A 26,399-nucleotide genomic window follows, 5' to 3' on the forward strand; every position below is an offset into this window, starting at 1 on the left:
TTGCTCCTTTTTCTGTCGTTCCATTCACCTTAAATTCGCACAAACGCCCGCCCGTCGCTGTTAAACAAATAGCAATTCTCAGGCGGCAGCCTCAGGCCGATGCGTCGGTCAGCTTTTATCTCAAGCCTGAAAGTATGGCGCATCACCAGCGGTTCGCTACCGTAACCACTATTTACGTAGAGCAACGTCTCGTTGCCCATCTGCTCAACGAATAAAATTTCCCCTTCGATATCCGCCTGCGCCAGTTCCGTTATCTGGATATGTTCCGGGCGGATCCCCAACTGCACTTTCTGCCCCTCAGGCACACCCGCGCCGTTGACCGGCAGCGAAATAAGCTGGCGGTTTTCCAGCATTACATCGGTGCGCTGGGCGTTGCCAGAAACCAAAACGCCGGGGATCAGGTTCATTTTTGGTGAACCGATAAACTGCGCGACAAACACATTTGCCGGGCGGTCGTACAATTCCAGTGGCGTGCCCACCTGCTCGATTTGCCCCTGGTTAAGCACTACGATGCGGTCGGCAAGCGTCATCGCTTCGACCTGGTCGTGAGTGACGTACAAAATAGTGGCGTTGATGCGTTTGTGCAGCGCGGCAATTTCCATGCGCATCTGCACGCGCAATGAAGCATCAAGGTTTGAGAGCGGTTCATCGAACAAAAACAGGCTCGGTTCGCGCACAATCGCTCGCCCGATCGCCACGCGCTGGCGCTGGCCGCCGGAGAGATCTTTGGGGCGGCGGTCGAGCAAATGCTCGAGTTGCAAAATACGCGCGCTTTCTCGCACTTTTTCATCAATCACTTTCACCGGCAGCTTCGCCATTTCCAGCGCAAACGCCATATTCTGGTACACCGTCATATGCGGATAGAGCGCGTAAGACTGGAACACCATGCCGATACCGCGCTCTGACGGGGAATCATCGTTGACGCAAACCCCGTCGATGCGCATCTCACCGCCGCTTATCTCCTCAAGGCCCGCAACCATGCGTAGCAGCGTAGATTTCCCACAGCCGGACGGCCCAACCACCACCACAAATTCCCCGCTGTTGATTTCCAGATCGAGCGGTTTGATCACCTCAGATGCCGCGCCGTAGCGTTTTTGAATTTTATCGAGTACGAGTTGCGCCATGGTTATCCCTTAATCGCTCCACTGGTAAGCCCGCTGACAATGCGTTTCTGGAAGATAAGCACCAGCACGATAATCGGCAGCGTCACCACCACCGACGCCGCCATAATGCTGCCCCAGGGCAGCTCAAACGTTGAAGCGCCGCTGAACATGCTGATGGCGACCGGCACCGTGCGTTTGTCGCCAGAAATAATAAACGTCAGCGCAAACATGAACTCATTCCACGCGCCGATAAAGGCCAGCAACCCGGTGGTGACCAGCGCGGGGGCGAGAATTGGGGCAAACACCCGGCGAATAATGGTCCAGGTTTTCGCACCATCTACAATCGCCGCCTCTTCCAGCTCAACGGGAATCGACTTCATAAAGGTAGTTAAAACCCAAACGGTGAACGGCAGCGAAAACGTGGTATACGAGAGCACCAGCGCGCCGAGCGAGTCATAAAGCCCGAGGAAACGCACCAGCTCAAACATGCCCGTCAACACTGCCACTTGCGGGAACATCGAGACACACAGAATGGTGAACAGCAGGAATTTACGCCCACGGAACGGCACACGTGCCAGCGCAAAAGAGGCGGTAATAGACACCAGCAGGCAGATGCCGACGGTAATCGTCGCCACCAGCACCGAGTTAAGCAGGCTGCGGGCGATGCCGTTATCTACCAACGCGGTGACGTAGTTGCTCCAGTGGTAGCCGCTAGGTAAATAGGCGGGTAAAAATAGCTCCTGCCCGGTGCGTAACGACGTGATAATTGCGTAATAAAACGGGAAAACGCAGAACAGCACGGCACAGGTCGCGCCCAAAAAAATCACCATGCTATGGCCAAATTTGCGCTGCCGACGGGTTATTTTCATCACCGCTTCTCCTTCTCGTTTAAACGTGAGACGCGGATAAAGCAGGCGGCAATGCCCGCCACCATCATAAACACCAGCACCGATGCCGCCGAACCCATGCCCATATCCTGATAGGAAATAATCTGCTCACGGGCATAACCGGAAACCGACATCGTCGCCTCGCTGTTGGAGGTCAGCACGAAGATCAGATCGAAAATGCGCATCGCGTCCATCACGCGGAAAATCAGCGCCACAATCATCGCGGGCATAATCAACGGCAGCGTAATACGTTTAAACCGCTGCCACGGGCTGGCACCATCCACACGCGCCGCCTCGTACAGATCGCTGGGGATCAGTTGCAGTGCTGCCAGTAACATCAGCGCCATAAACGGCGTGGTTTTCCAGACATCGGCAATCACCACCGCCCACATGGAAAGCGACGGTTCGGCAATCCACGCCAGATGTGCCTGATAGCCAAATATTTTCGCCAGTAAATCGTTTACTACGCCGTACTGGTCATGGAACATCCAGCCCCACATTTTGGCGCTAACAATGGTCGGAATTGCCCAAGGCACCAGAATCGCGGTGCGAACCAAACCCTGGCCGCGAAATTTCTGGTTCATTAGCAGCGCGAGCAACATCCCCAGAAATAGCTCGATGCCAACCGATACCACGGTAAACCACAAGGTATTGCCGACAGCCTGCCACCACAGCGGGTCAACCAACACGCCGCTGCTGTCGCCGTCATGTGTCGCGTAATAGTTTGCCAGCCCCACCATCTGGTACTCGGACGGGTTGTCGAGCATCGCGTTGGTGAAGCTGAAAAAGAAGGTACGCACCAGCGGCCATCCCGCCGCCAGTGCCAGAAGTAACAGCGCTGGCGCCACCAGTATCCATGCGATACGGCGACGCCGTTGTTGATAGCCTGTATGTGCCAATTAATGCCAGTCCTTACCCTTCACGCGCTCAAGGCGTTTTTGCAGATCGGCTACTGCAGTTTTGCCATCGCTGCTGCCGTTGAGCACTTTAAAGGTCACGTTAAAGATGGCGTTAGAGACGCGCGGATACTGGCTTTTGGTGGCCGTTGCCGGACGAGGAACTGCATTGGCGAAGATATCCTTAAACATCGTCAGATGCGGTGCGGTTTCCAGAACCGCTTTGTCTTCATACAGGGCCGAACGCGTAGGTGCGAAGCCGAGATATTTCAGCTGCATTTTCTGCGAATCAGCATCGGTGAGGATTTTCAGCAGCGCAATCGCTGCATCTTTGTTTTTGGTGTTGGCATTGACGGACCACTGCCAACCACCCAGGGTGTTGGCTGATTTACCATCCGGCCCGGCCGGAAGCGGTGCAACGCCCACTTTGCCTTTCAGCGGGCTATCAGCGCCCTGTGAGAGCAGATATGCGTATGGCCAGTTGCGCATAAACAACGCGTCGCCATTCTGGAACACCGCTCGCGATTCTTCTTCTTTGTAACCCAGCGCTCCTTTCGGCGTGATTTTACCAATCCAGCCAGCGACCATATCCAGCGCCGCAGCCGCTTTCGGGTTGTTAATGGTCACGTTCCCTTTTTCGTCGATAAAGGTGCCGCCGCCATAGGAATCAATCCACTCCAGCGCGTTACAAGTCAGCCCTTCATACGATTTGCCCTGGAAGATCATCCCCCAGAAGTTTTTGTGCCCCGCTTTGCGCTCTTCTTCCTGAATTTTGGTCGCGATGTGCGTCAGATCTTCCCAGGTTTTCGGCGGCTGCTCGTTGTACTTTTCCAGCAGGTCTTTGCGGTAATAGAGCACACCGGTATCCAGATACGCCGGCACCGCTTTCACTTTACCGTTCACCGTGTCGTTCGCCCACGGGCCAGGGAAGAAATCGCCTTTCATATCGCCGACTGCATCGGTTAAATCGAGAGTCTGTTTATCAAGTAACCCTACCCAGATGGTGTCCGACTGGAACAAGTCCACCGCCTTTTCATCTTTGGCGGCAAACAGTTGTTGTAGCAGAGCCAGCTTTTCGTCAGACGCCGCCGGGAACTCGATAAACTCCAGCTTGTTGCTGGTCTGTTTTTCAAAACGGTCTTTGACGTATTTGCAGTATTCCTTACCGCCAGGCGAGATCGGGCATTCCATGCGCAGGGTATCGGCAAACGCAGCGTTAGAAACGCCCGCAAGCGCTAAGGTAATAAGACTTAACGTCAGCTTTTTCATTGTTTCCTCTTTTGTTCAGACAAAACCGGAGGGAGTGAGTTTTAAACGCACCAATAAAAAAGCTAGTTAACAATCGAGCCAGACGGCAACTTAGCTGGCTAACCTTTGCGCGATTTTTCGACGCGGTGCACGTAACGTTATTTTTTATTTCACTTTTGCGTGAGACGGGCTACAAGGATTTTCATACGGTTAATAGCCGTACTAATTGACAGGAATTTATGACTAGCGTAAATTGTGAACATACGGCTGTTAGCCGTATAAGAATTCTAAGTAAAGGCATATTCCGCGCCAGGTAAAAGTTTAGAGAGGTAAATATGTCCAAAGTAGCGGTATTTCCGGGTGACGGTCGAAGCGTCAAAAATGCGCGGGTGGAACTCAAAACCAGCGCCGAATTAAAAGATATGCTTCGCGAAGCGGCTACGGCTGCGGGTTTGGATTTGAGTGCGTTTATCTTAAATGCAGCTTTGGAAAGAGCAGAAAGCGTGCTGGACAATCAGCGTCGCCGACAGCTTTCCACTCAAAGTTGGCAGCAAGTGAACCAACTTCTTTCTGAACCTGCGGCACCAACGCTGGCGTTACAAGCGTTAATGCGGAGAAAGAAAGATGGTCGACACACTAAATGATCAATTCGATGTCATGGTTTGTGCCTACCAGGCTGATATCACCTACCCTGGTAATAAGCATTTTGATTGCGGGAATGCAGTCATTAACTCTTATGTGCGCAATTCTTTAAAGAAAAGTGTTAAGGATGGAAATTGCGCTGCTAAGGCGTTAATTGATTCAAGGACAGGTGAACTTCTTGGGGCATGTACCTTCACTGGTTACTCTCTCGATAAGGGAAAGTTAGCGGGTGTTTTCTCAGGTTCCTTACCCAATGAGGTCAGTGTAATACGCCTGATAATGTTAGGCGTGGCCACTAAAGAACAAAATAAAGGCTACGGGCAAGACTTGCTTATGGAGTTTTTTGAGCAAGTGAAATTAATCCATGAGTCACTACCTGTGAAAGGTGTGTATTTGGATGCGGATCCGCAGGCGATCAATTTTTACTCTCGTCTTGGATTTGTGCAACTCAAAGAACCGCCAAACGCGTTTGGTGCAGTTCCGATGTTTCTGGCTATTCAGCATATCCTGGCTGCTTAGCGAAAAAACACGCTTCGGCGTAACACCGTTCACTTAAGCCAATGAATTAGGGGAAATACCGGGATTTGGTTCCCGGAGGGACGCCAAACCCGATGGTCGCCCCGGAAATTTCGTTCTTAAACTAACGGCGTTACGCTTCGGTGGGTTTTCATCTTCACTCCATGGCTGAGTGAAACATGAAACTCACCACTCCAGCCATTCCCCCCCGCGCTTGCTACTCTCTCGCACAGTCTCGATAAATTTCATCCCCGCAACCCCTTCGGCAATGCCCGGTAGCCACGGTGCATCGCCACCGCGAACTTTAACCGCGGCTTCACGGTAGATTTGCGCGAAACCTTCCAGATACCCTTCCGGGTGCCCAGCGGGGGTGCGGCACTGGTGGCGTACGGAATCATGGTTATTGACACCATTTCGCGTGACAACGTAACTGTTTCCGTGATGCGGATGGATTTCCAGAATTTCTGGCTGTTGCTGGCGGAAACTGATTGTCGCCCTGCTTCCCACGATACGCAGGCGCAGATCGTTTTCAAAACCGGGAGCCACCTGGCTTGCCCACAAACGCCCGCGCGCACCGTTGGCGTAACGCATTTCGGCGTACACTTCGTCGTCCAGCACGCGGCCCGGAATACGTGTCAGCAGCTCGCCGCGCACGGTTTCTGGCTCCATACCGCTAACAAAGGCCGCCAACTGCCAGGCGTGCGTGCCGATATCACCAATCGCACCGGCACCCGCCATCGCCGGGTTTCCGCGCCAGCTCGCCTGTTTATTGTCGGTCAACTCCAGTCTGTCGTTGAGCCAGTCCTGCAAATACTCCACTTCGATGGCGCGAATATCACCGATTTCACTGTTAGCAATGCGCGCTCGGGCTTCGCGCACCATCGGTAACGCGCTGTAGTTATGAGTCAGAATAAATTGCAGACCGGTAGCGTCGATAATCTGCGCCAGGGCCTGGGCCTCGGCAAGCGTTACCCCAAGCGGTTTGTCGCAGATAACGTGAATACCGTGTTCCAGGAAGACTTTTGCTACCGGAACGTGCAGATGGTTGGGGGTGACAATCGAGACGACTTCAATGCCGTCCGGGCGCGATGCCTCGCTTTGCGCCATTTCCAGCCAACTGGCATAACAGCGAGAGTCTTCGATAAACAGCGCTTCACCGCTGCGTTTTGCCACTTCCGGCGAGGATGAAAACGCCCCGGCCACCAGTTCAAACTGGTCATCCAGGCGTGCCGCGATACGGTGCACGCCACCGATAAACGAGCCTTCACCGCCGCCGACCATACCTAAACGAATACGTTTCATGGTTACTCCTCCAGCCCGAGCATACGACGCACCGCTGATTTGTCGCTGTCACGAAGCGCAAAGTCGTCAAAGGCATATTCGGCAACCGGAATAATGTGTTCCGCGATAAATTTTGCCCCTTCCCGCGCGCCCGCATCGCCTGCTTTCAGACAACACTCCCATTCAAGCGTAGCCCATCCGCTGTAGTCATATTGCGCAAGTTTGCTGAAGATCCCATTGAAATTAACCTGCCCGTCGCCAAGGGAACGAAAACGCCCAGGGCGCTCAATCCATGGCTGATAACCGGCATAAACACCGCTTTTTGCCGAAATCTGAAACTCGGCATCTTTGACGTGAAAAGCTTTGATTCGTGCATGGTAGTGGTCGATAAAACCAAGATAATCCATGTGTTGCAGCAGCATATGACTTGGGTCATAGAGAATATTGCAGCGCGGGTGGTTATCAACCAATGCCAGAAAACGCTCGAACGTGACACCATCATGCAAATCTTCGCCGGGGTGCAGCTCAAAACAGACATCTACGCCCGCGTCGTCGAAGCAGTCCAGAATCGGCTTCCAACGGGCAGCAAGTTCATGAAACGCTTCATCAAGCAGTTGCTCATTGCGCGGCGGCCACGGGTAAAAATAGGGCCAGGCCAGTGCGCCAGAGAATGTCGCGTGCGCATTTAAGCCTAAGTTTTGCGAGGCTCGAGCGGCTTGTTTCAGGCTGTTTACCGCCCATTGCTGACGCGCAATGGCATCGTGCGCCAGTTCCGGTGGAGCGAATCCGGCAAATGCCGCGTCATATGCCGGATGCACGGCGACCAGTTGCCCCTGCAAATGGGTTGAAAGCTCGCTGATTTCCAGTCCAACATTTGCCAGCATATTGCGAATTTCAGCACAGTACTCCTGGCTTTCAGCGGCTTTGGCGAGGTCGAATATATGTGGCAGATGCGTGGGGATTTGCACCGCTTTATAGCCCAGACCCGCAGCCCAGGCCGCTAAGGTGTCGAGTGAGTTAAACGGCGGCTGGTCGGATATAAACTGTGAGAGAAATATGGACGGCCCTTTCAGGGTTTTCATTACAACATCTCCTTAATTAAAACCGTGCGTTGCTCGCGAACGGCAAGGTCTGCCGCCAGCACTACGGCCAGGCTTTCAACCGCCTGCTGCAAGTGCTGCGAAAGATCGCTATCGTCGAAAATGGCGCGGGCAAAAAACTGTTGTTCGAGTTGGCACAAGGCAAAGTGATCGGGCTCATCGCTTGCCGTTACCCATTCATCCAGGTGAACAAACTCGCCCTGTGCGTTTAATTGAGAGTGATGAACGCGCAGTGATTCAGTGCGCGTGTGCGCCTCGACATTGGCGGATTGCCCTTCGCCAGCGGCTTCGCGGGCGATAATCGAAACAGAACCTTGTGGGCCAATCACATCTTTAATAAAGAATGCCGTCTGGCTCATCATCGGCCCCCATCCCGCCTCATACCAGCCGACGGAGCCGTCTTCAAAACGTACCTGAAGCTGGCCGTAGTTGAACTGCTCGGATGGGATTTCATCGCTTAAGCGCACGCCAATAGCGCTCACCGACTGTGGGGTGGATTGCACCATTTGGCACATCACATCCAGATAATGCACACCGCAATCGACGATTGGCGAAAGCGACTGCATCAGCATTTTATGGGTGTGCCAGGCGCTGGCGCTGCTTTGCTGGTTGAGGTTCATGCGCATCACCAGCGGTTTGCCCAGTCCGTGGGATAACTCAATAAACTGCTGCCACACCGGGTGGTGGCGCAGGATGTAGCCGACCACCAGTTTTTTACCTGCCAGCCGCGCGGTGGCAATAACGCGTTTCGCCCCGCTCACCGTGGTGGCAAGCGGTTTTTCGAGGAACACATGGCAGCCTGCGGCGAGCGCCGTTAATGCCAACGCTTCATGAGAGTCGGGCCAGGTGGCGATGCACACGGCATCGGGCTGAGTTTGTGCAATCGCCAGTTTTAAATCATCAAATAGTGGGATATCCGCTGCGAGTTGAGCTTTCAACCGGGTTTTAGAATCCCCACGGGCCACCAGCCCACAGAGAGTAAATTCGTCCAGGTGCTGATACGCAAGGCTGTGGGCAGCCCCCATATTCCCGCAGCCCACAACCAGCACGCGCAGCGGCTTATTTGCCATGCTGCTCGCCCTCTTTATAGTTGAAACTAAAGAAGAAGATCGCCGCAATCACCACGGCTGCTATCGCTGGCATCCACCAGAATTGTTGCCATTGCAGCAAGCCTTCGGCCCCTTGTGCGGTGACCGAGCGGTTAAATACCGCGCCGCTAATTTGCGAACCGATCAACATCCCCAGTCCGTAAGTGAACAGTACCAGCAGGCTTTGCGCCTGGCCTTTCACTTTGTTGCCCGCCACTTTATCGGTATAGATAAAGCCGATCACAAAGAAGAAGTCGTAACATACCCCATGCAGAATGATGCCGATGTAGATCATCCAGCGTGTCTCTTCGGTGATGCCCAGAGCAAACATCGCGTAACGTGCAAACCATGCCAGCATACCGATAAGCAGCATCATTTTGATGCCCAGACGGCGGAAGAAGAACGGAATCAAGAGCATAAACAGCAGCTCAGACATTTGCCCTAACGCCATCACGCCGCTGACGTTCTCGAAGCCAACCGCGGAAATAAACGGTGCGGCGTAAGCGTAATATGCCGCCAGAGGAATAGAGATAAGCGTGGCGCAGATGATAAACACCATAAAGTGGCGCTGTTTAAGCAGTGCGAAAGCATCTGCACAAACCAGGTCGCGCATCGACAGCGGTTTGCCGCGATCTGGCGCGGGCGTATTGGGCAGCGTAAAGCTGTAAATCCCCAATACCACGGAAGCGACTGCCGCCAGAGTGAAGATGCCAGTGCTGTCTGAAAGGCCGCTGGTGCCGACAATCAGCCCCGCCACAATCCAGCCGATGGTGCCGAACGCACGCACAATCGGGAACCCTTTTTCGCTGTTTGCCAGGCTGTGGAACGCCACGTTGTTGCTCAGCGCAATGGTTGGCATGTAGCAAAGCATGTAGCCGAAGATTATCCACAACAGGCCGCTTTGCCCGCTTTCAAAAGCGCCCGGCAACCACCACAGCAATGCCGCGCCAATCAGGTGCAACACGCCGAGGACTTTTTGCGAGGCAAAGAAACGGTCCACCAGCATGCCGAGAACAAATGGCGACAAAATGGAAGCAATCGGCCCGGTGGAATACGCATCGCCAATCAATGCGCTCAGGCCGTATTTACCCATCACCACTCCGAGGGTCACATACCAGGCCCCCCAGACGAAAAACTCAAGAAACATCATTAACGACAGGCGTGGGATCACCCATTTATGAGTGACCACTTGTGCCCCAACGGCCGAGTGAGAAGACATAAATCCTCCGGTACAGAGTTTGCATTTGTTATTGTTGTTTACCCTAAATAATTCGTGATGCAGGAAGGCGGCAATCGAAGGCATCCCGATGAGCTTACTCAAGTAAGTGATTCGGGTAACTGAGTGCGGCCAACGAACCTGCAACGCGAAGTATGACGGGTAAATTTTGTAATCGATTACATTCGCATATCAATAAAAATGTAATCGATTTCATTGAGACTTCCATCATGCGGGTGAATTATTTGGTAGTATTGATTCGAATCTGGAATGTGGTTCACAAATCAACCGATCGTGCAAAGGATCAACATGTCGATAGATAAAGTGGCGCGAATTGCTGGTGTTTCTACCGCGACTGTTTCCCGGGTGTTAAACGGCAACCCTGCCGTTAAACCGGACACGCGCGACAAAGTGCTGGCGGCGATCGAGGCGTGTGAATACCAACCTAACCTGCTGGCACGCCAGTTACGCACTTCACGCAGCCGTATGTTGCTGGTGCTGGTGTCGAACATCACTAACCCTTTCTGCGCGCGCGTGGTGCGCGGCATTGAAGAAGAAGCGGAAAAGCACGGCTACCACATTCTGCTGTGCAATTCTGAATCCCGCCTGACGCGTGAATCGGCCTATTTGCGCCTGTTAAGCGGCAAAGTGGTTGATGGTGTTATCACCATGGATGCCATCAGTTGCTTGCCAGGGTTAACCACGCTGATTGGCGATTCGCCGTGGGTGCAATGCGGCGAAGGCGATCCAGGTTATAACGCATCATCGGTGACCATTGATAACTTCAAAGCGGCTTCCGCCGCGGTCGATCACCTGATGACCTCAGGTTATAAGCGCATTGCGCTGATTAACGGCGATTTGCGTTATCTCTATTCGCAACAGCGTGAAGCCGGTTATCGCGCAGCCTGTGGCAAAAACTGGCAAGCGGTAGTCTATGCCGACAGCCTCGAATACCAGGCTGGCATACAAGCGATGGCCGAACTGTTTACCCTGCCGGAACCGCCAGATGCGGTATTTGCCATTTCTGACGCACTGGCAGGTGGTGCGCTGCATTACGCCCACGAACGAGGGCTGCGCGTACCTGAAGATGTGGCAATTATGGGCTTTGACGGCGTGCCGTTTGGCTCCGTCACCTACCCGCCGCTCACCACCATCGAACAGCCGATGCACCAGCTCGGTGTTCGCAGCGTGCAGTTGCTGCTCGAGCGCATTGATAACCCGGAAGTTGAAACCGTGAATGAGATTCTGGACTGGAAGTTATTGGTACGGGGATCGGTGTAGGTTTTTGTAAAAAAATAAACGCTGAATCTGCATTCAGCGCTTTACTTATATTCCGTTATTGATAGTCAATAATACCAACCTGCTTCGCCATGAATAATTCATTTCTCTCGACGATCTCTTCGACTACTTTCCCTTCGGCATTAAAGCGGAAATACGTCAGTGCGGTCCACGTCACATCTTTGCCATGGACATCAAATCCATGCCAGGTATTAGAACCACGCGCCACATGTTTCAGATGAACCACGACGACATCTTCAGTGATGACTTCTTTGCTGAATGTTGTGACAATAGATTCATAGCGATTAATTACATGTTCAAGCAGTGCATTTTTGAAGTTTTCAACGCCATGAATAGGTGCGTCACAATCAGGGCGATGAATAATAACGTCCTTGTCAAAATACTCTTTAACGCGATCTGCATCTTTTCCATCAACGCAATATTTAAAGTATTTTTTCACTGTCTCAAGATTATTTAAACTCATCGTAATAACTCCGGGGCGATTAATTAAAATCGAGTATATGGATGTTTGTGGTATTCGTAAATAACATATATATTGCATGTGGTATGCAAAAAATGGATATCTTATGAAACTCGATAGACTTGAACGCTGGGCAACAGTCAGGCACTTTCGCCTGGCAATCGCCCTTTTCGAATACGGCAGTGTTCTTCACGCTTCCCGATCGCTGAATGTCTCGCAACCTACAGCCAGTAAGCTACTTCTCGATCTTGAAGATGCGGTCGGGGCAAAACTATTCCTAAGAAATCGCCGTGGGGTTACCCCCACTGAACTGGGGCGCGCATTTGTTGACCGCAGCAAAATGGTGCTGGCACAGCTCGACCATGTCTCGCAGGCCATCAGTGCGTTGGGAACGGGTCATGCCGGAAGAGTCGCTATTGGCAGTTTATTAACCGGTTCGAGTTATCTGGTTCCCGCAGCTATTGCTAAGCTGAGTATTTCACGGCCCGAAATACGCATAAAAATTATTGAAGGTGTCAGCGGAGAGTTATTACCGCGACTGGTTTCTGGCGAACTGGATTTTTTAATTGGTCGATTATCGGATATTAGTTCCAGTGCTGTAGTTTCTCAGGAAGCCTTGTTTAGTGAAAACGCGATAGTTGTCGCCCGTAAAGGCCATCCACTGGAACAAAATCTACACATATCCCTTGAAGAATTAAAAAAGGAAGCATGGATATTACCGCCAATTGAAACCACTCTACGTAAACAATTTGATAATACATTTTACAATGAAAATATCGATCCGCCCCATGCCACTATCGAGACTGTTTCATTCTTTAATATATTATGGCTTTTAAAAAAGACTGACTTATTAGGCATTCTGCCGCATTCCATCGTTACGGATATTACTTATAGTAATGATCTTGTACGCTTGCCGTCATTTGAACCGCTGGTTCTTGAGCAGATAGGTATTTCCAGGTTGATGGGAAGTGAACTCTCACCAGCTGCAACGGCGTTGGTGGAGTCCATTCGAAATGTAATGGCAAGTTCATCGGCAGAATAAGTAAAGGGCAACGTAGTCGTTGCCCCTATAAAAACTACTTTAACGCTTCCGGTAGCTTAATAACCCAAAGCTCATTTTGTGACTCGGGTTTTTCCAGCGGTTTTAAGGATATTTTTGTCGCGACTTCTTTTCCTTCGCGAGTTAAATGCCCTTTGCCATCCACTTCGTAATCGTCGGCTTTTTTTGCATCGGCATCAGGGTTTTCCAGCACCGGCTGTAAACCGAAATCATTGTCGTTAATCACCGCAATAGTTTGGTTATCAATCAATGTCATCCCTTCGGCTTTTTCCTGCTGCCAGCCGAGTTTGCGCAAGTCGACGACTTGTTTTTTCTCCGCCAGTTTGATGCCACGCGCTTTCAATTGTGCGGCGTCGTCAAACTCGGGTGCTTTGTCTTTATCAAACGAACTCAGATCGCTGGCCTGGCTAAGATCAACCACATAAACCAGGTTGCGCATGACTTTGTTTTTGTCGCCACCCTGCTCAATCAGCAACAGGCGGTTGTTATCCAGTGCGACGATGTCACCAATTTTAGCGTCTTTGGCTTTCTTATAGACATCTACGTCAATCGGATAACCGTACATTTCCGTTTTGCCGGTTTCCGGGTTAAAGCTCACCAGACGGGTAAACTGTGCGCTGTTTTTGCTTTTCCCGTCGATATCCAACGTACTTTGCACGGCGGCGATAATACGCCCGTCGGGCATGCGTGTAATCCCTTCAAAACCACGGTTAGCCTGACGCCATTTGATAATATTCGGCAAGCCACCCGCCACACCCTGCTCACCTTGTTCTGCTTGCGGGCCATATTTTTTGAGGATTTTGCCATTAGCGTCGATATTGATGATGAACGGGCCATATTCGTCACACAACCAGTAACCACCCTTGCCGTCCGGGGTGATCCCTTCGGTATCCAGACCACGTTTATCACTCGATAACTGCTGCAAGGTTTCGCTCAGAGCGATTTCGTTGGTTGCACCAATCAAACCTTCCGGCAGCGGTAAACCGCTGATAGGGCCATTCTCATCATGTAACGCATGTGCATCGGTAGCCTGGGCTTTGCCATCAGCAACGCGGATGGTCATCAGTAATGGTGTAAATTTCGGGTTGGCAAAAATCTTCGAGTCTTTTTTACCGGCTTTCGGGGAATCAGCATTCGGACCGCGATCCGTCACCGTAGCAAACACCAGCGCATCACCATCTTTACGAATAAATTGCAGCCCCGAACCCACGCCAACCGGTAAACCGTCCGGGAAGTTGCTGGCATAAGCCCCTTTGTATTCAACATGGTCACCTTGCGGAAATGTGACAACGTAACGGTCAACCTGCGGTTGTGCTGCCTGACTTGCCAGAGGAAATAAAGAGGTCAATAACAGCGCAAATGGTTTTAATTTCATGATGTTCGCATCCCTTATTTTGGTCATCGATTTATAAAGCAGCCTTATGACAGAAATATGACGAAAATAAGTCCGCTAAATTTCTCGCCCCGAATGCCGATAACCCACAAGCACTGGCTGAAACGAGTCAGGTTTATTTCTAACGATAAGGGTATTTCATGTCCGTAAGGCGTTTTTCTATTTTAGTTTTCAGCACATTGCTGCTTATTTTCTTAATCAGCACAGCTTCCAACATCTGGTCACTCACCCGTAGCAACCAATCTCTGGATAATGTAAATCGCGAAATCCGTGTGGTGTTATCGGTAATCGACCCAATCAACCACAGCCGCACCATGCGTGTTCGTGCCATGGAAGCGTTAGAAGAGCGTGAACAAGGGTTAAACGATCAGGGGCAACAGGCACTCAACGGCGCACAATCGGTACTTGAGAAGGCAAACGCCGCATTTCAGGCTTATCTTGAGGAACCAAAACAGCCTGGTGAACAGGTGTTGACTGATTCCTACCAGAGCGCGTTTGTGAATTATCGTGAGCAAGGCTTACAGCCTCTGCTGGATGCTGTCCGCGCCAACGACATTCCGCGTGCTCGTGCGCTGGTGACATCCACCCTGCCACAACTGGATAAGCAATTTGAAGTCGCACTGGATAAATTACTGGCATTCCGCCAGCAGTATGCGCAGCAGCTCAACAAAGATGCTCAATCTGGTTTCAAACAGAGCCTGATGAGTATCGCGATTTTTGCACTGATCTTCGCCGTTATTCTCGGTGCCGTGTTCTGGCTGCTGAAAAAACGGGTACTCAACGAACTGGATAAAGCCAAAGAGCATTGCACTGAAATCGCCAGCGGTATGTTGCATACGCCGATTGTTGCCAGTGCCAATGACGAGATTGGTGCGATGATGCGCGAGCTTGAGCAAATGCGTGTATCACTGGCAAGCATTATTGGCCAGGTGCGCGAGTCCAGCCAAACCGTAGCATACGCCTCCGAAGAAATTGCCGCCGGTAACACCGACCTTTCTGCACGCACCGAAGAGCAAGCGTCATCGCTGGGTGAAACTGCGGCCAGCATGGAACAGTTAACCGTGACGGTGAAATCTACTTCCGACAATTCTCACCAGGCAAATAAGCTGGCAAATGGCATGTTGATTGCCGCCAATGACGGCAACGAGATTGTTAGCGAGGTGATTGATTCAATGCGTAATATTGAGTCCAGTTCCAGCAAAATCGACAACATAATCAGCATTATCGAAGACATTGCTTTCCAGACCAATATTCTGGCGCTGAACGCCGCGGTTGAAGCCGCACGCGCAGGCGAACAAGGCCGCGGGTTTGCCGTTGTAGCAACAGAGGTACGCAACCTGGCTCAGCGTTCATCGGTGGCCGCAAAAGAGATCAAAGAGCTTATTGAGCTTTCTGGCGAGCAGGTCAATATCGGTAGCAGTCTGGTGAACCGTGCGGGCGAAAGCATGCAGCGTATTTCCAACGCTATCAAAGAAGTGACCGGGCTGATGGAAGAGATTGCGGTGTCTACAGGCGAGCAAAGCCGCGGTATCGAGCAGATTAACCAGGCTGTGGTGCAAATGGATGTGGTGACGCAGCAGAATGCCGCGTTGGTTGAACAGGCATCGGCGGCGGCAATGTCGCTTAAAGAGCAGTCGCAAGCGTTAAATGAAACGGTTGCGGTGTTTAAGCTCGCGTGATGTGTATTAGCTCAGACCTTATCTGACATTGTCATACCATCGAGCTTAACCTTATGTGAAAGTCCGCTCTGTGCCAGGAGCGGACGTTTGAGAGACATCCAAACCCATCTCCTGTACGCTATTGTTCATAATTTTTATGGTCGATAGGTGTCGGTTTATGGTTAGCCCAAAAGAAATAATGCAGCATTATGTCATTGATCCTCAGGATAGTTATTTTGTTAATGGCGTACCGCCGATTGAGAGTGTAGTGGTCGTTGCGTATGATCCTTTGTGGCCGGATATATATTCAACACTGGCATCTAAAATTAAGAATAAATTAGGTTCGCATGTACTAAAAATTGATCATGTGGGTTCTACAGCAGTACCTGGTCTCGCTGCCAAACCCGTTATTGATATTGATTTGACAGTTGCTGACGCTACAGATGAAAAAACTTATGTGTTAGCACTTGAGAGTCTTGGGTATAAACTAATTGTACGTGAGCCTCGCTTCCATGGACATCGTCTTTTTCATTACGATAATCCCAGAGTTAACCTTCATGTTTTCACTCAAGACACTCCTGAAACAATCCGACATGTGCTTTTTCGAGATTGGTTGCGACAGTCAAAGAAGGACTGCCAGCTATATGCTGACGTTAAATTAGATGCAATTAAAGGTTGTAGCTTAGATATTCAACAATATCACGAAAATAAAAGCAAAGTGGTGCGTGAAATCTATCAGAAAATATTCAAACATTTAGGCTATATCTAATATGTTTCTTGATCGTTATTGTTTGATATTTACTGCAAATATTATGGTTGAAAATCAAAAGCTGAAAAATACAGATAAAGAGATGTAGGGAGAATGATGCAAATTTCTTTAAGAATCGCCACCAACGCTGATCTCGCCATCGTTAACGAGCGCTATGCTGAGATTGATTTTGTTCCGTCACATGCAGGGGAACTAATCGTATTGGCGACTGATGGCGATAATATTGTTGGTCAAGGTAGAGTTGTAACAATCGATACAGAAAGCGGCGAGCTTGGGGGAATTTATGTTTTTCCCGGCAATGAGGGTCTGGGGATCGCCCGTAAGGTGGTAGATTTCCTAATTAAGAACTCAGGTCTGTCAGTTCTTTACTGTTTACCTTTTTCTGAGCTTGAAGGTTTTTACGGCTCAATGGGGTTTGGTACCGTCAAAGATATAGAGAAAATCCCACCGGCGGTTATCAAAAAGCATGAGTGGTGCCTGAGTAACTACGATAAAACCGTACTACTTCTGAGTAAGGAGATGAACGTATGCAGATAACGTCGACATCCCGTTCAACACAGCCCCTGGATCTTTTCACAGGCAGGTCTGTGCCAAAAGCTGTCTGTCAATGTAGCGTTGAAGGTAGTCAGCTTTTATGCTGGAGAAGAGTGGTTACATAACATTAACTGGTCCTTTATCAGGTAACCGCAATTCATCAAGAAAGTTACTTGGATAATGAAAAAAAAATCTCAAAGCTCATAAAATGGAAGCCGCAGCATTAAAGAATCGTGTTTTCAGGGAGACTTATGGCCAACAAAACGATTTACTTTATCCATCGCCCAAGCCCAATGTTAGGTCGTTCGCCTTTACAAGGCGGATATTTTCCTTACTTTCTTACCGAGAAGTTTATCAAAGCGTTGCAAAGAGAGCTCGACAGAAAGGGGTTGCTTTGGGAGGTAGTCCCAGATGACACGGAGTCTGATATTGATGTACTGATTGCCCGTAAGGCTGCTTTGCTTGTCTGTGCTCCAGGGCTTAAATACCAGTTTCATTATCAAGGTTTTGATAAAAGTAACATTATTTGGTTAGGTGTAATGGAGTACGTTTCTATGGATACCTCAGAGATCATCAACAAGATTAACGCGTTTGTAACAGCTGAGACTTAGTGTAAGTCTCGATACCTACGAAATCCTGCTGGAACTTTTTCGTAATGCGGGAGTTATGCCGAATATTATTATGCATATCACTCACCCCGGAGCCATCCTTGATTGGCTGGACGCAGGTTTTGAAGCTGCGACCTTGCTTCCGACTTCAGAAGTAAACGCTGCTCAGTTAACACACTGCCACGTTATCGATATTTTCCCGGCATCGCAGATCTTCTTCCCCGCAATGGTAAAAATGACCATCACACCTTACATACCAGAATTGATGGAATTAATCTCTAAAGGAAATCCATTCCAGAACGTTGAATCGTTACCGCATTAATAGACATTTCAAAGGCCTTTATCGTTGTCATGTGTGGAAATCGTAAAGCATCCCCGTCTAAATTATTCTCACCAGACCTCCCTCCCTGACTAACGACGCAGGAACAAATCATCTGCAGTTTGTTTCCAGTCAAAAGGTTGAAGGGTTTCCCATACCACGCCTCGTTGTGCCATTCTTTCTGGTAACCTCTGCTGCGTGGCTATTGTGCCAATGCACATACTGGCGGGAAGGCCCGCGTCTTCTATCATTTTCACCACTTCTCGTATTTCCTCGGCACGTCGAACACCATGTTCTGCTACCCGGCTTATCATGTAGTGAGGGAAATCTCCGTCCCAGCCCAGCGAAGGAAAACTGGCGTGCAGCGAGGCTAAGACTTCGTCTTCGACGCCGTAATGTCGAGCTGCAAGAAGGCATTCAGTGGTTAATGCCTCCAGCCCTTTTATCATCACACTGCGGCACATTTTAATCGCTGATACATCACCCACTTGATTGCTGCCAAAGCTTGCATTGAGCCCTGATTGTTGTAAAAACTGCACAGTTTGTAGCGCAGTTTCACCGCCAATCAGCAGTGGTGTCGCGGCGCGTTTCGGTGGAACAGGTGCCATCACTGCCACATCGACATAGTTTGCACGCCCAAGACAACCTTCGGCAGCCTGCCGCTTTGTGCCCGGCGCAACAGAATTACAATCCAGAAAAGACTGCCCCTTGTGCAGTAATGGCTGGCATTCAAGCACCAGATTGAGCGAGTTTCCCGCCGTCACCAGGGAAAAAATCCACTCAGCATTTTCCAGTGCTTCGGCCAGGGAGCCCGCCGCGTGTACACCACAGATGCGGGCTTTATTGCGCATCGCCTCGCCTGCATCACCAATCAGTTTACTGTCCCAAACTGTCACCTGGTGGTATTTCACCAGTTCGCTGGCGAAAATCGTGCCTGCTTCGCCGAAACCAATAACTGTGAGGTTCGCCATACTGTTTTCCTTATTACATGTCCTGAGGCCAGATCGTGCCTGAGATAGCCACTTGCCCTTCAAAAATCAGGCGGGCAGTGCGCAGCAGACCGCAACCCGCAATATGTTGCCCTTCAAGCTGTAACAACACGCTGAATTCTCCAGTGGGATGTTCAACACTGACGCGCTGTGATGGGGTATCGCTGATTCGCGCCACTCCTTCAGCTACGGTGTTGGGAATAAGGCAAGCAGTAGCAATACTGACTGCACCGAGCACCCCCACTGACGCATGGCAACGATGCGGTATAAAAGTACGGCTGGAGATAGCGCCGCCGTTGCGCGGCTCTGCCAGTAATGTCATTTTCGGAACGGTGCGGTGAGTGACATCACCAAGATGCATTTTCGGCCCCATCTGCAAGCGAATGGACTCAATCTTTTTTTTCAGTTCTGAATCGTCATCCAGCGCTTCTCGGCTTTCATAACCACTGCGTTGCAGATCTTTAGCACGCATCAGTATCACGGGCATGCCGTTATCAATACAGGTAACAGAAATGCCGTCGACGTAATCCTGGGCATTGCCAGTGGGCAGTAATGCACCGCAGCTTGAACCTGCAATATCCTGGAACTTCAGAACAATTTCCGCAGCACTACCAGGAACACCATCTATGCGTAATTCCCCCTCATATTCCACGCCTTCGGTTGTAGTTGGGATAATTGCGCGGGCAATTTTCCCGGTGTTTTCCATGTAGATACTGACTTGTGTGTTCCCTTCCTGTGGCGCGATAAGCCCGCGTTCAATGGCAAATGGCCCTACCGCTGCGAGGATGTTGCCGCAGTTTTGCCCATAATCCACAACTGCGGAATTCACATTCACTTGAGCAAACAGATAATCAACATCTACGCCTTCGCGTGAAGATGGCTGAATAATTGCTATTTTGCTGGTCAAGGGATCGGCACCGCCAAGGCCATCAATTTGCCGAGGGTCCGGTGATCCCATCACAGCTAATAACACGCTATCGCGGACTGCCGGATCATTGGGTAAATCGGAAGCCAGAAAACAGGCCGCTTTCGACGTGCCTCCGCGCATATACAAACAAGGGATTTTGCGCTGTTTCATTTCAATTCAACTCATCAAGAGTATCGATGTAGCGAAGGCCCTTTTCCGCTAGCCGTTGGCGCATATGATAAATATCCAATCCTAACTCACCGTCAGCCAGGCGCTGGCGTTTGCCCTCTTCCAGGGTTTCACGTTTGAGTGCATTTTCCAGCACTGGCAAGGCATCGATAAATGGCACCACCACGACGCCGTCATCATCTGCGACAACGACATCGCCTGGATAAATCACCTGACCGGCACAAAGAATGGGCACATTCACCGAACCGAGCGTTTCTTTCACCGTTCCCTGGGCACAGACGGCCCGGGACCAAACGCGGAAATCCATCTCACGTAATATATGACTATCCCGGATGCCAATATCGCCAATCAGCCCGACGACACCGCGCGCTTTCAGCGACGTTGCCAGTAAGTCGCCAAAGAAACCATCGCGGCAAGGTGAGGTTGGCGCAACAACCAGCACATCACCGGGGCGACATTGCTCGACAGCCACATGGAACATCCAGTTATCACCAGGTGTTACCAGCACAGTGACCGCATTCCCCGCGATAGCTTTCCCCTGCTGAACAGGGCGGATAGCGCTATCCAGTAGCCCTTTGCGACCTTGAGCTTCATGTACCGTCGCGACACCCAATCTGCGCCATAACTCAAACTGGGAAACATCACTGCGTGGAATATTGCGCACCACAAGACCACTTTTATTAATCAGGTTCATGACAAATCCTCCGTCACGCGCGGGAAGATGCTCTGGAACCCTTCGGCATGAGTGAGCGTTTTCGCCGCAGTAATACCGATGTTACGTTTTGCCTGGACTCCGCGCTGTAAAGCGACACGCGTGTAGTATTCCCAAAGATGCTCCTGGCCCGCCATGCATTGAATAGCCTGATACTTTTTCTCCCACACAGAGGTAATGTCCAGCAGTACATCAGGCTTCCAGTTGCACTGCTCGGGTTGGTGCGGTTCAAAACAGTAAACTGGCGGTGCGCCGATAATCGGCTCACCAGGGCGATACCCTTCAGCCTGGGCGATAATGCGTGCTTCCTGCGCCAAATGTGTTGCCAGCGGGTGGTCGTAGTTATAAGGATCGTGCAGTGAATGGCTTAGAACAAAGTGTGGCTGAACACGGCGGTAAACATCTGCCAGGCGGAATAACGAGTCTTTATCCGCGCGCAGTGGGTAATCGCCCATATCAAAAAATTCAATGCTGGCCCCCAACACTTCCGCAGCCGCCATCGCTTCTTCTTTGCGTACGGCTTTGACGTTTTCTTCCGTCATCTCACCTTTACGCCATAGCTTTGCCGATTCACCGCGTTCGCCAAAAGAGAGACACACAACATGCATGTTGTAACCGCGTGATGTGTGTAATGCGATGGCACCGCCTGCTCGCCAGACGAAGTCTGCTGAATGTGCGCTGACCACTAACCCCGTTTTTGTTGCTGTATTATTTGTCATGTTGGGTTCCTTGTTGTGCGTATGAGTAAATACTGTCATGCGTTATTCAGGGCGGGTAATCAGTTTAATTGCCTGAGGTATGATTTTTATTTATGTTGTTTATTCATCGGCTCTGGATAAATGGCGAAAGCATGAAAAAAAAACCCTCCTGTGAAATGATTAATATCATGCAAATCAGAGCCTTCTGTCAGGTTGCGGCTCACGGTACCGTTTCCCGCGCGGCGGATAATTTATTTCGCACACAATCCGCAATCACTCGTTCAATTCGTGATTTAGAACACAGTTTGTCGTTAAAATTATTCGAGCGGCATGCCAGCGGAATGTTATTAACCGAATTTGGAAAATGTATTTTGCCGCGCGCACGACAAGCTATTGATGAGCTGTGCGCTATTCCGAAAATTATCGCCAACGTCAGGGGGAAAGAGATCGCCGGACGTGAACTTGCCGAACCCATCTGGCTGTATAACACCCGTCGTCTTGAAGTCTTTATGGCGCTGTTTCAGGTGCATCACACCCAGACAGTGGCTGACATGTTTCATGTCAGCCAGCCTGCCGTCAGTGCTGCATTGAAAATACTGGAAAAAGGCGCGGGTTTAGCGCTGTTCCAGCGCACGCCAAAAGGAATGATGCCAACCCGCGGAGGGCAGGAAATTGCCAGTAATATCAGTCGGACATTGAATGAATTACGCCATATTCCAGCAGATATTGCCGCCCGCCGGGGGATTTTACGCGGCACGGTGCATATTGGGGCGCTGCCGCTAGGCCGTACGCGCTTGCTACCAGAAGCTATTCTCAGCCTGCTGGCGCGCTATCCGGGCGTGAACGTGATAACCAATGAAAGCGCATTCACTGCGCTGATTTCGGAATTACGTGCAGGCAATGTCGATTTTATTTTTGGGGCGCTGCGCGATGGTGTGGCAGACATCACCAACGAAGCGTTGTTTACCGAAGAGATGGTTATTCTTGCCCGACGCGATCATCCGTTATCTCGGGGTACCGTCAGCATGCAACAACTGGCTGCGGCACAATGGATTTTGCCACGCGCAGCCACGCCAGCCCGCAAACTGTTAAGCCAAGCATTTGTACAATTGGGAATTGCTGAACCCCAGCCACTAGTGGAAACAGGTGATCTGGCGATTGCGCGTAATCTGTTGCTGAATTCGGAGATGATAACGGCGATTTCCAGCCACCAGCTTGAGTATGAGCTGGCAGCTGACGTACTGGTAAAATTGCCGGTCGAGTTGCCGGATACTCACCGGGCCATTGGGCTTACCTGGCGCCAGGGGGCGCTGCATTCTCCTGCCGCGCAGGCGTTGTTGCAGGCCATCCGTGACGTGGTGAGTAAGTACCAGCCTGCACAGCAGAAAACCGAGAGTTACTCTTTGCCTGCAACGGAATAAATCACCTGCTGATTGCGCGTTTTCTGAAAATCATCCAGTGACATACCACGCATCGCGGCATAAATGTGCAGGTTTGAAACACCCGTTACGGCACCGAATTTTTCCAGCAGGAAAAAGCTCGCGCCATACTGAATCAGTTTGCGCCAGTCGCGGTCTCGCAACATCTGCTGTTCCTGGTCCGTAAGCCCTTCTTGCTGGTAGAGTTGTTCCGGCTGTTGGCGATAACGGGCACGCCATTCTGGCTGGACCAATTTGTGTAAGAAACTGTTCAGGCGCAGCGCATTTAGGCTGCGTTGTTGCGTAAAGGGATATGTGCCTTCCAGTTGCTCCACTCCCGCCAGTTCCTGAGCAATGTGAGCACGATGGCGGGCGGCGGTATCGACGGGTAAGGTACGGGCATGGTTTTCCAGAATCAGCGTCGCGATACCGGTCATTGACGGCAAATAATAGGACTGGTGCGTTACCGCCACGTTTGCCGACAATGCGCCACGCATCACCAGCCACATAATCACTTCCGCCCCTTCCATTCCGCCTAACTGGGCATATTCCGCCACGGTCATTTGTGCCAGGCTTTCAGGATCGTTTGCCAGCGCATCAACAAACTGGGCATCCCAGTCAGGATTATTAAATCCGCAACGTTCACCGTGTACCTGATGCGACAACCCGCCTGTTGCCACCAGCGCCACAGTAAGATCTTCCGGGAAACTTTCAATTGCTCTACGCAAAGCCTGGCCAAGCTTGTAACAGCGGCGAGCGCTGGGGATAGGAAATTGCAGCACACCTATTTGCAGCGGCACCACTTGCGTCGGCCAACCACCCTGCGAAGGTAACAGCGCTGACAATGGTGAGAAAAGACCATGATCGAGCGGCTTATTCATAAAGAAGCTCATATCAAACTCATCGCTCATCAGGCTGGTGCCTATATGGCGTGAGAGTGCCGCATGGCCTTTTACCGGCGGTAAATCACGAGGGCCGCCGCCTTCATCCGCAACCTGATATTCGTCGTCGATACCCAGCGCGAAAGTGGAGTAATGGTCGAAGAAAAACGACGTGACATGGTCGTTAAACACATACAGCAGCACATCTGGTTTTTTCTCGGCTAGCCAACGCTGCATCGGCTCAAAACTTGAGAATATAGGCTCCCATGCCTGCTCTTTTTGTTTGTTGTGGTCGACCGCGAAGCCGATGGTTGGCGTATGTGAAACGGCTAGTCCGCCAATAATTTTTGCCATGATGTCTACTCCACGTATCGTTAATTAGGATGTTTTTATTAGATTATTTTTGGCACTGCTGCATGCAATCTGGCGTCCACCCTGCTTCAGCCACCGCTAAATCATGCAGGATGCGGCGCATCATCAATCCCGGACGGTCCGGCGCAAAGTTAAGATCGAACTGCGGTTCGCTATCTTTGCGAACAACGTCGAGTATCCACTCAAGCGCGTCGACATCTTCGGTATAAGCCTTGGCTGACGAAACATATAAGTGCTCATCAGTGGCGGTGTTTTGTAGGTCAAAATCACGCGTACAGAACCACCAGTAATGAATGCTGCCATTGGTTTCCGGGGTGAAAATGTGCGAAATGTTGAAGCGGTAAGTGATGTCCCGGCCCGCGCCTTTCGAGGTATCAACGATACGGGCAAAGGCAACGTGCATAGCGGGCGACTGGAAACGAGCTTCTGAATAACGATCAACCGGTATTCCCGTTAACCCGGTTGGAATGGCATAGACGCCTGGCGGCGGCGAGTTTTTCAATACGCGGTCAATAATGACTACATTCCCTTCCTGGCGCACTTTCAGCTTCGAACGGGCATATTCCGGTGTGCCTATCGCACCAGGATGCAAGAACGGGAAATGCGTCTGATCGAGCAAGTTTTCGTGCATGGAAATGTAGTCAGATTTAAAGCTGAACTGGCCATTAACACTTTTCCACTCCGGGCTACTCAACCAATGCGTGTCAGGAATAGTCGCGGGGTCGGCGCTGTCGGGGTCACCCATCCAGATCCAAATCAGCGGTGCCCGTTCTACGACTTCGAAAGTTCGCACCTGCGCATTGCTCGGCACGTTGGCCATCGACGGTAAATTGACGCAACGCCCGCTCGTATTGAACTGCATCCCATGGTAACCACAGACCAACGTGTCACCATCCAGTTTGCCTTTTGCCAGCGGAAACGAACGGTGTGGACAGCGGTTACGTACCGCCACAGGTTCCCCCGCAAGAGTGCGGTAAAGCGCAACATCCGTCCCCAGAAAGCGGCGGCTGATTATCTCGCGAGAAACTTCATGACTGAGTGCTGCAACATACCAACAATTACGGATAAGCGGCGTGCTGTGATCAGCGAATCCACCCGCGCTAAACGTATCATCCTCAAAGGGATGTCTTGGATGATCAATAACCATATCAAATGAATGATTCATAATTTACCCTATTGCAAATCAAGCACTAAACGTTTTCCGCGTAACCGTGAGACACAGATACATATTGACTCACCAGACTGTTTTTCCTCTTCGCTGAGGTATTGATCCTGGTGCACCAGCGGCCCATCGGCAGAAATCACTGTTTGCTCACAAAGCCCGCATTCACCCCGGCGACAATCCCAAAGCACATCCACTTTTACGGCATTCAGCGCATCAAGAATGCTGGTATTGCGGGCAATCGGAATGATGCGACCAGAGCGTTTAAGCTCAACCTCAAATGGCTGGTTTTCTGACATTACCGCTGGGGCAAAACATTCATAGTGCAGATTCTCTTGCGGGAAATTACGTTCACGAGCCGCGGCGCATACGCCGTCAATCAACGATGAAGGGCCACAAATATAGAGGGCTGTCTCTGGTGCCAGCGTTCCCAGCAGTGCATGCAAATCAATTCGCCCGGCTTTTTGGCTGTAATGAAAACGCACACGGCCAGGGATCAGGCTGGAGATGTCATCGTGAAAAGCCATTGATGCCGCGGTACGCCCGCAGTAAAGCAATGAGAATGGCTTCTGGCGTTTCATCAGGCTGCGCATCATCGAAAATATCGGCGTGATGCCTATGCCTCCGGCAATCAACAATACCGGCTGTGTGGTTCTTTCCAGTGCGAAAGCATTTACGGGCACCGAGACACGAAGCCGGCAGCCAGGTAGCAAATGCTGATGTATCCAGCAGGAGACCGTTCCCTGTTGCTCCCGCTGAACAGCAATGCGGTAAAGATGACGGGCATCGTCACTGATACCATCACCACCGAGCAAAGAGTAATGCCGGACAAACAGGCCGCCTTCATGGTTATCAAGAAACAGCGTGATATGTGCGCCTGCTGTGTATTCCGGTAGCGGCGTTTTGTCTGGTGTCGCCAGCTGATACTCGCGGATGGAGGGAGTGAGCTCACGAACCGCGACCACCTCCACTTCTATTTGTTTAAATGCCATCT

At 50.9% G+C, this 26,399-nt stretch carries 27 protein-coding genes; 10 read left to right on the top strand and 17 right to left on the bottom strand.

Annotation, left to right across the window (positions count from 1 at the left end):
• Positions 1-29: 29 nt before the first annotated feature.
• The 4 genes from LVQ77_RS02935 to LVQ77_RS02950 are packed head-to-tail and all read right to left on the bottom strand — an operon-like array spanning position 30 to position 4,155.
• Positions 30-1,124 (bottom strand): ABC transporter ATP-binding protein, encoded by a 1,095-nt coding sequence (locus LVQ77_RS02935; RefSeq protein ID WP_232865882.1) that lies wholly within the window; start codon positions 1,122-1,124, stop codon positions 30-32.
• A gap of 2 nt (positions 1,125-1,126) precedes the next feature.
• Positions 1,127-1,972 (bottom strand): carbohydrate ABC transporter permease, encoded by an 846-nt coding sequence (locus LVQ77_RS02940; protein ID WP_232903620.1) that lies wholly within the window; start codon positions 1,970-1,972, stop codon positions 1,127-1,129.
• The gene (locus LVQ77_RS02945; RefSeq protein WP_232865884.1) at positions 1,972-2,889 is read right to left on the bottom strand and encodes a carbohydrate ABC transporter permease; all 918 of its coding nucleotides are present in this window, start codon (positions 2,887-2,889) and stop codon (positions 1,972-1,974) included. Before LVQ77_RS02945 ends, LVQ77_RS02940 begins: the two co-directional genes overlap by 1 nt.
• Positions 2,890-4,155, bottom strand: a complete 1,266-nt coding sequence (locus tag LVQ77_RS02950; RefSeq protein ID WP_232903621.1) for an ABC transporter substrate-binding protein — start codon at positions 4,153-4,155, stop codon at positions 2,890-2,892. It lies immediately after the preceding gene.
• Between the two features lie 314 nt (positions 4,156-4,469).
• On the opposite strand from LVQ77_RS02950, the gene LVQ77_RS02955 reads away from it, so the two are divergent.
• Both LVQ77_RS02955 and LVQ77_RS02960 read left to right on the top strand, forming a co-directional pair.
• Complete coding sequence (locus LVQ77_RS02955; protein ID WP_232865885.1) at positions 4,470-4,778, top strand: type II toxin-antitoxin system TacA family antitoxin; 309 nt, start codon at positions 4,470-4,472, stop codon at positions 4,776-4,778.
• Positions 4,759-5,295 (top strand): GNAT family N-acetyltransferase, encoded by a 537-nt coding sequence (locus LVQ77_RS02960; RefSeq protein ID WP_232865886.1) that lies wholly within the window; start codon positions 4,759-4,761, stop codon positions 5,293-5,295. The genes LVQ77_RS02955 and LVQ77_RS02960 overlap by 20 nt, the downstream gene beginning before the upstream one ends.
• Before the next feature lie 183 nt (positions 5,296-5,478).
• On the opposite strand, the gene LVQ77_RS02965 is transcribed toward LVQ77_RS02960, so the two are convergent.
• From LVQ77_RS02965 to LVQ77_RS02980, 4 genes are read right to left on the bottom strand one after another with little or no spacing between them, the layout of a single operon-like run.
• Positions 5,479-6,594, bottom strand: coding sequence for a Gfo/Idh/MocA family protein (locus tag LVQ77_RS02965; RefSeq protein ID WP_232903622.1), 1,116 nt, complete (start codon positions 6,592-6,594; stop codon positions 5,479-5,481).
• A gap of 2 nt (positions 6,595-6,596) precedes the next feature.
• On the bottom strand, positions 6,597-7,655 hold the full coding sequence (locus LVQ77_RS02970; protein WP_232903623.1) for a sugar phosphate isomerase/epimerase family protein: 1,059 nt from the start codon (positions 7,653-7,655) through the stop codon (positions 6,597-6,599).
• Positions 7,655-8,743, bottom strand: coding sequence for a Gfo/Idh/MocA family oxidoreductase (locus LVQ77_RS02975; RefSeq protein WP_232903624.1), 1,089 nt, complete (start codon positions 8,741-8,743; stop codon positions 7,655-7,657). Before LVQ77_RS02975 ends, LVQ77_RS02970 begins: the two co-directional genes overlap by 1 nt.
• Positions 8,733-9,980, bottom strand: coding sequence for an MFS transporter (locus LVQ77_RS02980; protein ID WP_134182783.1), 1,248 nt, complete (start codon positions 9,978-9,980; stop codon positions 8,733-8,735). The genes LVQ77_RS02975 and LVQ77_RS02980 overlap by 11 nt, the downstream gene beginning before the upstream one ends.
• A 306-nt stretch (positions 9,981-10,286) precedes the next feature.
• Here LVQ77_RS02980 and LVQ77_RS02985 point away from each other — a divergent pair, with 306 nt between their 5' ends.
• The gene (locus tag LVQ77_RS02985; RefSeq protein WP_232865890.1) at positions 10,287-11,258 is read left to right on the top strand and encodes a LacI family DNA-binding transcriptional regulator; all 972 of its coding nucleotides are present in this window, start codon (positions 10,287-10,289) and stop codon (positions 11,256-11,258) included.
• Between the two features lie 55 nt (positions 11,259-11,313).
• Here the strand turns inward: LVQ77_RS02985 and LVQ77_RS02990 are convergent, their stop codons facing one another.
• Entirely contained in the window at positions 11,314-11,739 is a 426-nt protein-coding gene (locus LVQ77_RS02990; RefSeq protein WP_151993410.1) for an ester cyclase, read from the bottom strand.
• Between the two features lie 103 nt (positions 11,740-11,842).
• Here LVQ77_RS02990 and LVQ77_RS02995 point away from each other — a divergent pair, with 103 nt between their 5' ends.
• Positions 11,843-12,778 (top strand): LysR substrate-binding domain-containing protein, encoded by a 936-nt coding sequence (locus tag LVQ77_RS02995; protein ID WP_232903625.1) that lies wholly within the window; start codon positions 11,843-11,845, stop codon positions 12,776-12,778.
• 34 nt (positions 12,779-12,812) lie between these two features.
• On the opposite strand, the gene LVQ77_RS03000 is transcribed toward LVQ77_RS02995, so the two are convergent.
• Positions 12,813-14,171 (bottom strand): esterase-like activity of phytase family protein, encoded by a 1,359-nt coding sequence (locus LVQ77_RS03000; protein ID WP_232903626.1) that lies wholly within the window; start codon positions 14,169-14,171, stop codon positions 12,813-12,815.
• A gap of 158 nt (positions 14,172-14,329) precedes the next feature.
• Here LVQ77_RS03000 and LVQ77_RS03005 point away from each other — a divergent pair, with 158 nt between their 5' ends.
• The 5 genes from LVQ77_RS03005 to LVQ77_RS03025 all read left to right on the top strand — a co-directional run bounded on the left by LVQ77_RS03005 (position 14,330) and on the right by LVQ77_RS03025 (position 18,080).
• Entirely contained in the window at positions 14,330-15,868 is a 1,539-nt protein-coding gene (locus tag LVQ77_RS03005) for a methyl-accepting chemotaxis protein (protein WP_232903627.1), read from the top strand.
• Positions 15,869-16,025: 157 nt separating this feature from the next.
• Positions 16,026-16,616 carry a GrpB family protein gene (locus tag LVQ77_RS03010; RefSeq protein WP_232865894.1) on the top strand — a complete coding sequence of 197 codons (591 nt, stop codon included), beginning with the start codon at positions 16,026-16,028 and terminating at the stop codon, positions 16,614-16,616.
• Between the two features lie 96 nt (positions 16,617-16,712).
• Positions 16,713-17,153 (top strand): GNAT family N-acetyltransferase, encoded by a 441-nt coding sequence (locus LVQ77_RS03015; protein WP_232903628.1) that lies wholly within the window; start codon positions 16,713-16,715, stop codon positions 17,151-17,153.
• Positions 17,154-17,401: 248 nt separating this feature from the next.
• On the top strand, positions 17,402-17,761 hold the full coding sequence (locus LVQ77_RS03020) for a hypothetical protein (RefSeq protein WP_232903629.1): 360 nt from the start codon (positions 17,402-17,404) through the stop codon (positions 17,759-17,761).
• Positions 17,762-17,816: 55 nt separating this feature from the next.
• A complete protein-coding gene (locus LVQ77_RS03025; protein ID WP_232903630.1) occupies positions 17,817-18,080 on the top strand; it encodes a hypothetical protein in 264 nt (87 codons plus the stop codon).
• 89 nt (positions 18,081-18,169) lie between these two features.
• Here the strand turns inward: LVQ77_RS03025 and LVQ77_RS03030 are convergent, their stop codons facing one another.
• The 4 genes from LVQ77_RS03030 to galB are packed head-to-tail and all read right to left on the bottom strand — an operon-like array spanning position 18,170 to position 21,593.
• On the bottom strand, positions 18,170-19,048 hold the full coding sequence (locus LVQ77_RS03030; protein WP_232903631.1) for an NAD(P)-dependent oxidoreductase: 879 nt from the start codon (positions 19,046-19,048) through the stop codon (positions 18,170-18,172).
• A gap of 13 nt (positions 19,049-19,061) precedes the next feature.
• Entirely contained in the window at positions 19,062-20,144 is a 1,083-nt protein-coding gene (locus LVQ77_RS03035) for a 4-oxalomesaconate tautomerase (RefSeq protein WP_232903632.1), read from the bottom strand.
• Position 20,145: 1 nt separating this feature from the next.
• Positions 20,146-20,856 carry a 4-carboxy-4-hydroxy-2-oxoadipate aldolase/oxaloacetate decarboxylase gene (locus LVQ77_RS03040; protein WP_120064284.1) on the bottom strand — a complete coding sequence of 237 codons (711 nt, stop codon included), beginning with the start codon at positions 20,854-20,856 and terminating at the stop codon, positions 20,146-20,148.
• Positions 20,853-21,593, bottom strand: a complete 741-nt coding sequence (gene galB / locus LVQ77_RS03045; RefSeq protein ID WP_232903633.1) for a 4-oxalmesaconate hydratase — start codon at positions 21,591-21,593, stop codon at positions 20,853-20,855. The genes LVQ77_RS03040 and galB overlap by 4 nt, the downstream gene beginning before the upstream one ends.
• Positions 21,594-21,724: 131 nt before the next feature.
• On the opposite strand from galB, the gene LVQ77_RS03050 reads away from it, so the two are divergent.
• The gene (locus LVQ77_RS03050) at positions 21,725-22,993 is read left to right on the top strand and encodes a LysR family transcriptional regulator (protein ID WP_232903634.1); all 1,269 of its coding nucleotides are present in this window, start codon (positions 21,725-21,727) and stop codon (positions 22,991-22,993) included.
• On the opposite strand, the gene LVQ77_RS03055 is transcribed toward LVQ77_RS03050, so the two are convergent.
• Genes LVQ77_RS03055 through LVQ77_RS03065 form a run of 3 tightly spaced genes read right to left on the bottom strand, consistent with a single transcriptional unit; the run spans position 22,969 to position 26,397 of the window.
• Complete coding sequence (locus LVQ77_RS03055) at positions 22,969-24,225, bottom strand: gallate dioxygenase (protein ID WP_232903635.1); 1,257 nt, start codon at positions 24,223-24,225, stop codon at positions 22,969-22,971. The genes LVQ77_RS03050 and LVQ77_RS03055 overlap by 25 nt on opposite strands.
• Positions 24,226-24,268: 43 nt before the next feature.
• Positions 24,269-25,408, bottom strand: a complete 1,140-nt coding sequence (locus LVQ77_RS03060) for a Rieske 2Fe-2S domain-containing protein (protein ID WP_232903636.1) — start codon at positions 25,406-25,408, stop codon at positions 24,269-24,271.
• Between the two features lie 8 nt (positions 25,409-25,416).
• Entirely contained in the window at positions 25,417-26,397 is a 981-nt protein-coding gene (locus tag LVQ77_RS03065) for a PDR/VanB family oxidoreductase (protein ID WP_232903637.1), read from the bottom strand.
• Between the last annotated feature and the right edge of the window lie 2 nt (positions 26,398-26,399).

Origin of the sequence: Buttiauxella cochleicola, from assembly GCF_021282435.1 — a bacterium.
Taxonomy (GTDB): Bacteria; Pseudomonadota; Gammaproteobacteria; order Enterobacterales; family Enterobacteriaceae; genus Buttiauxella; species Buttiauxella massiliensis.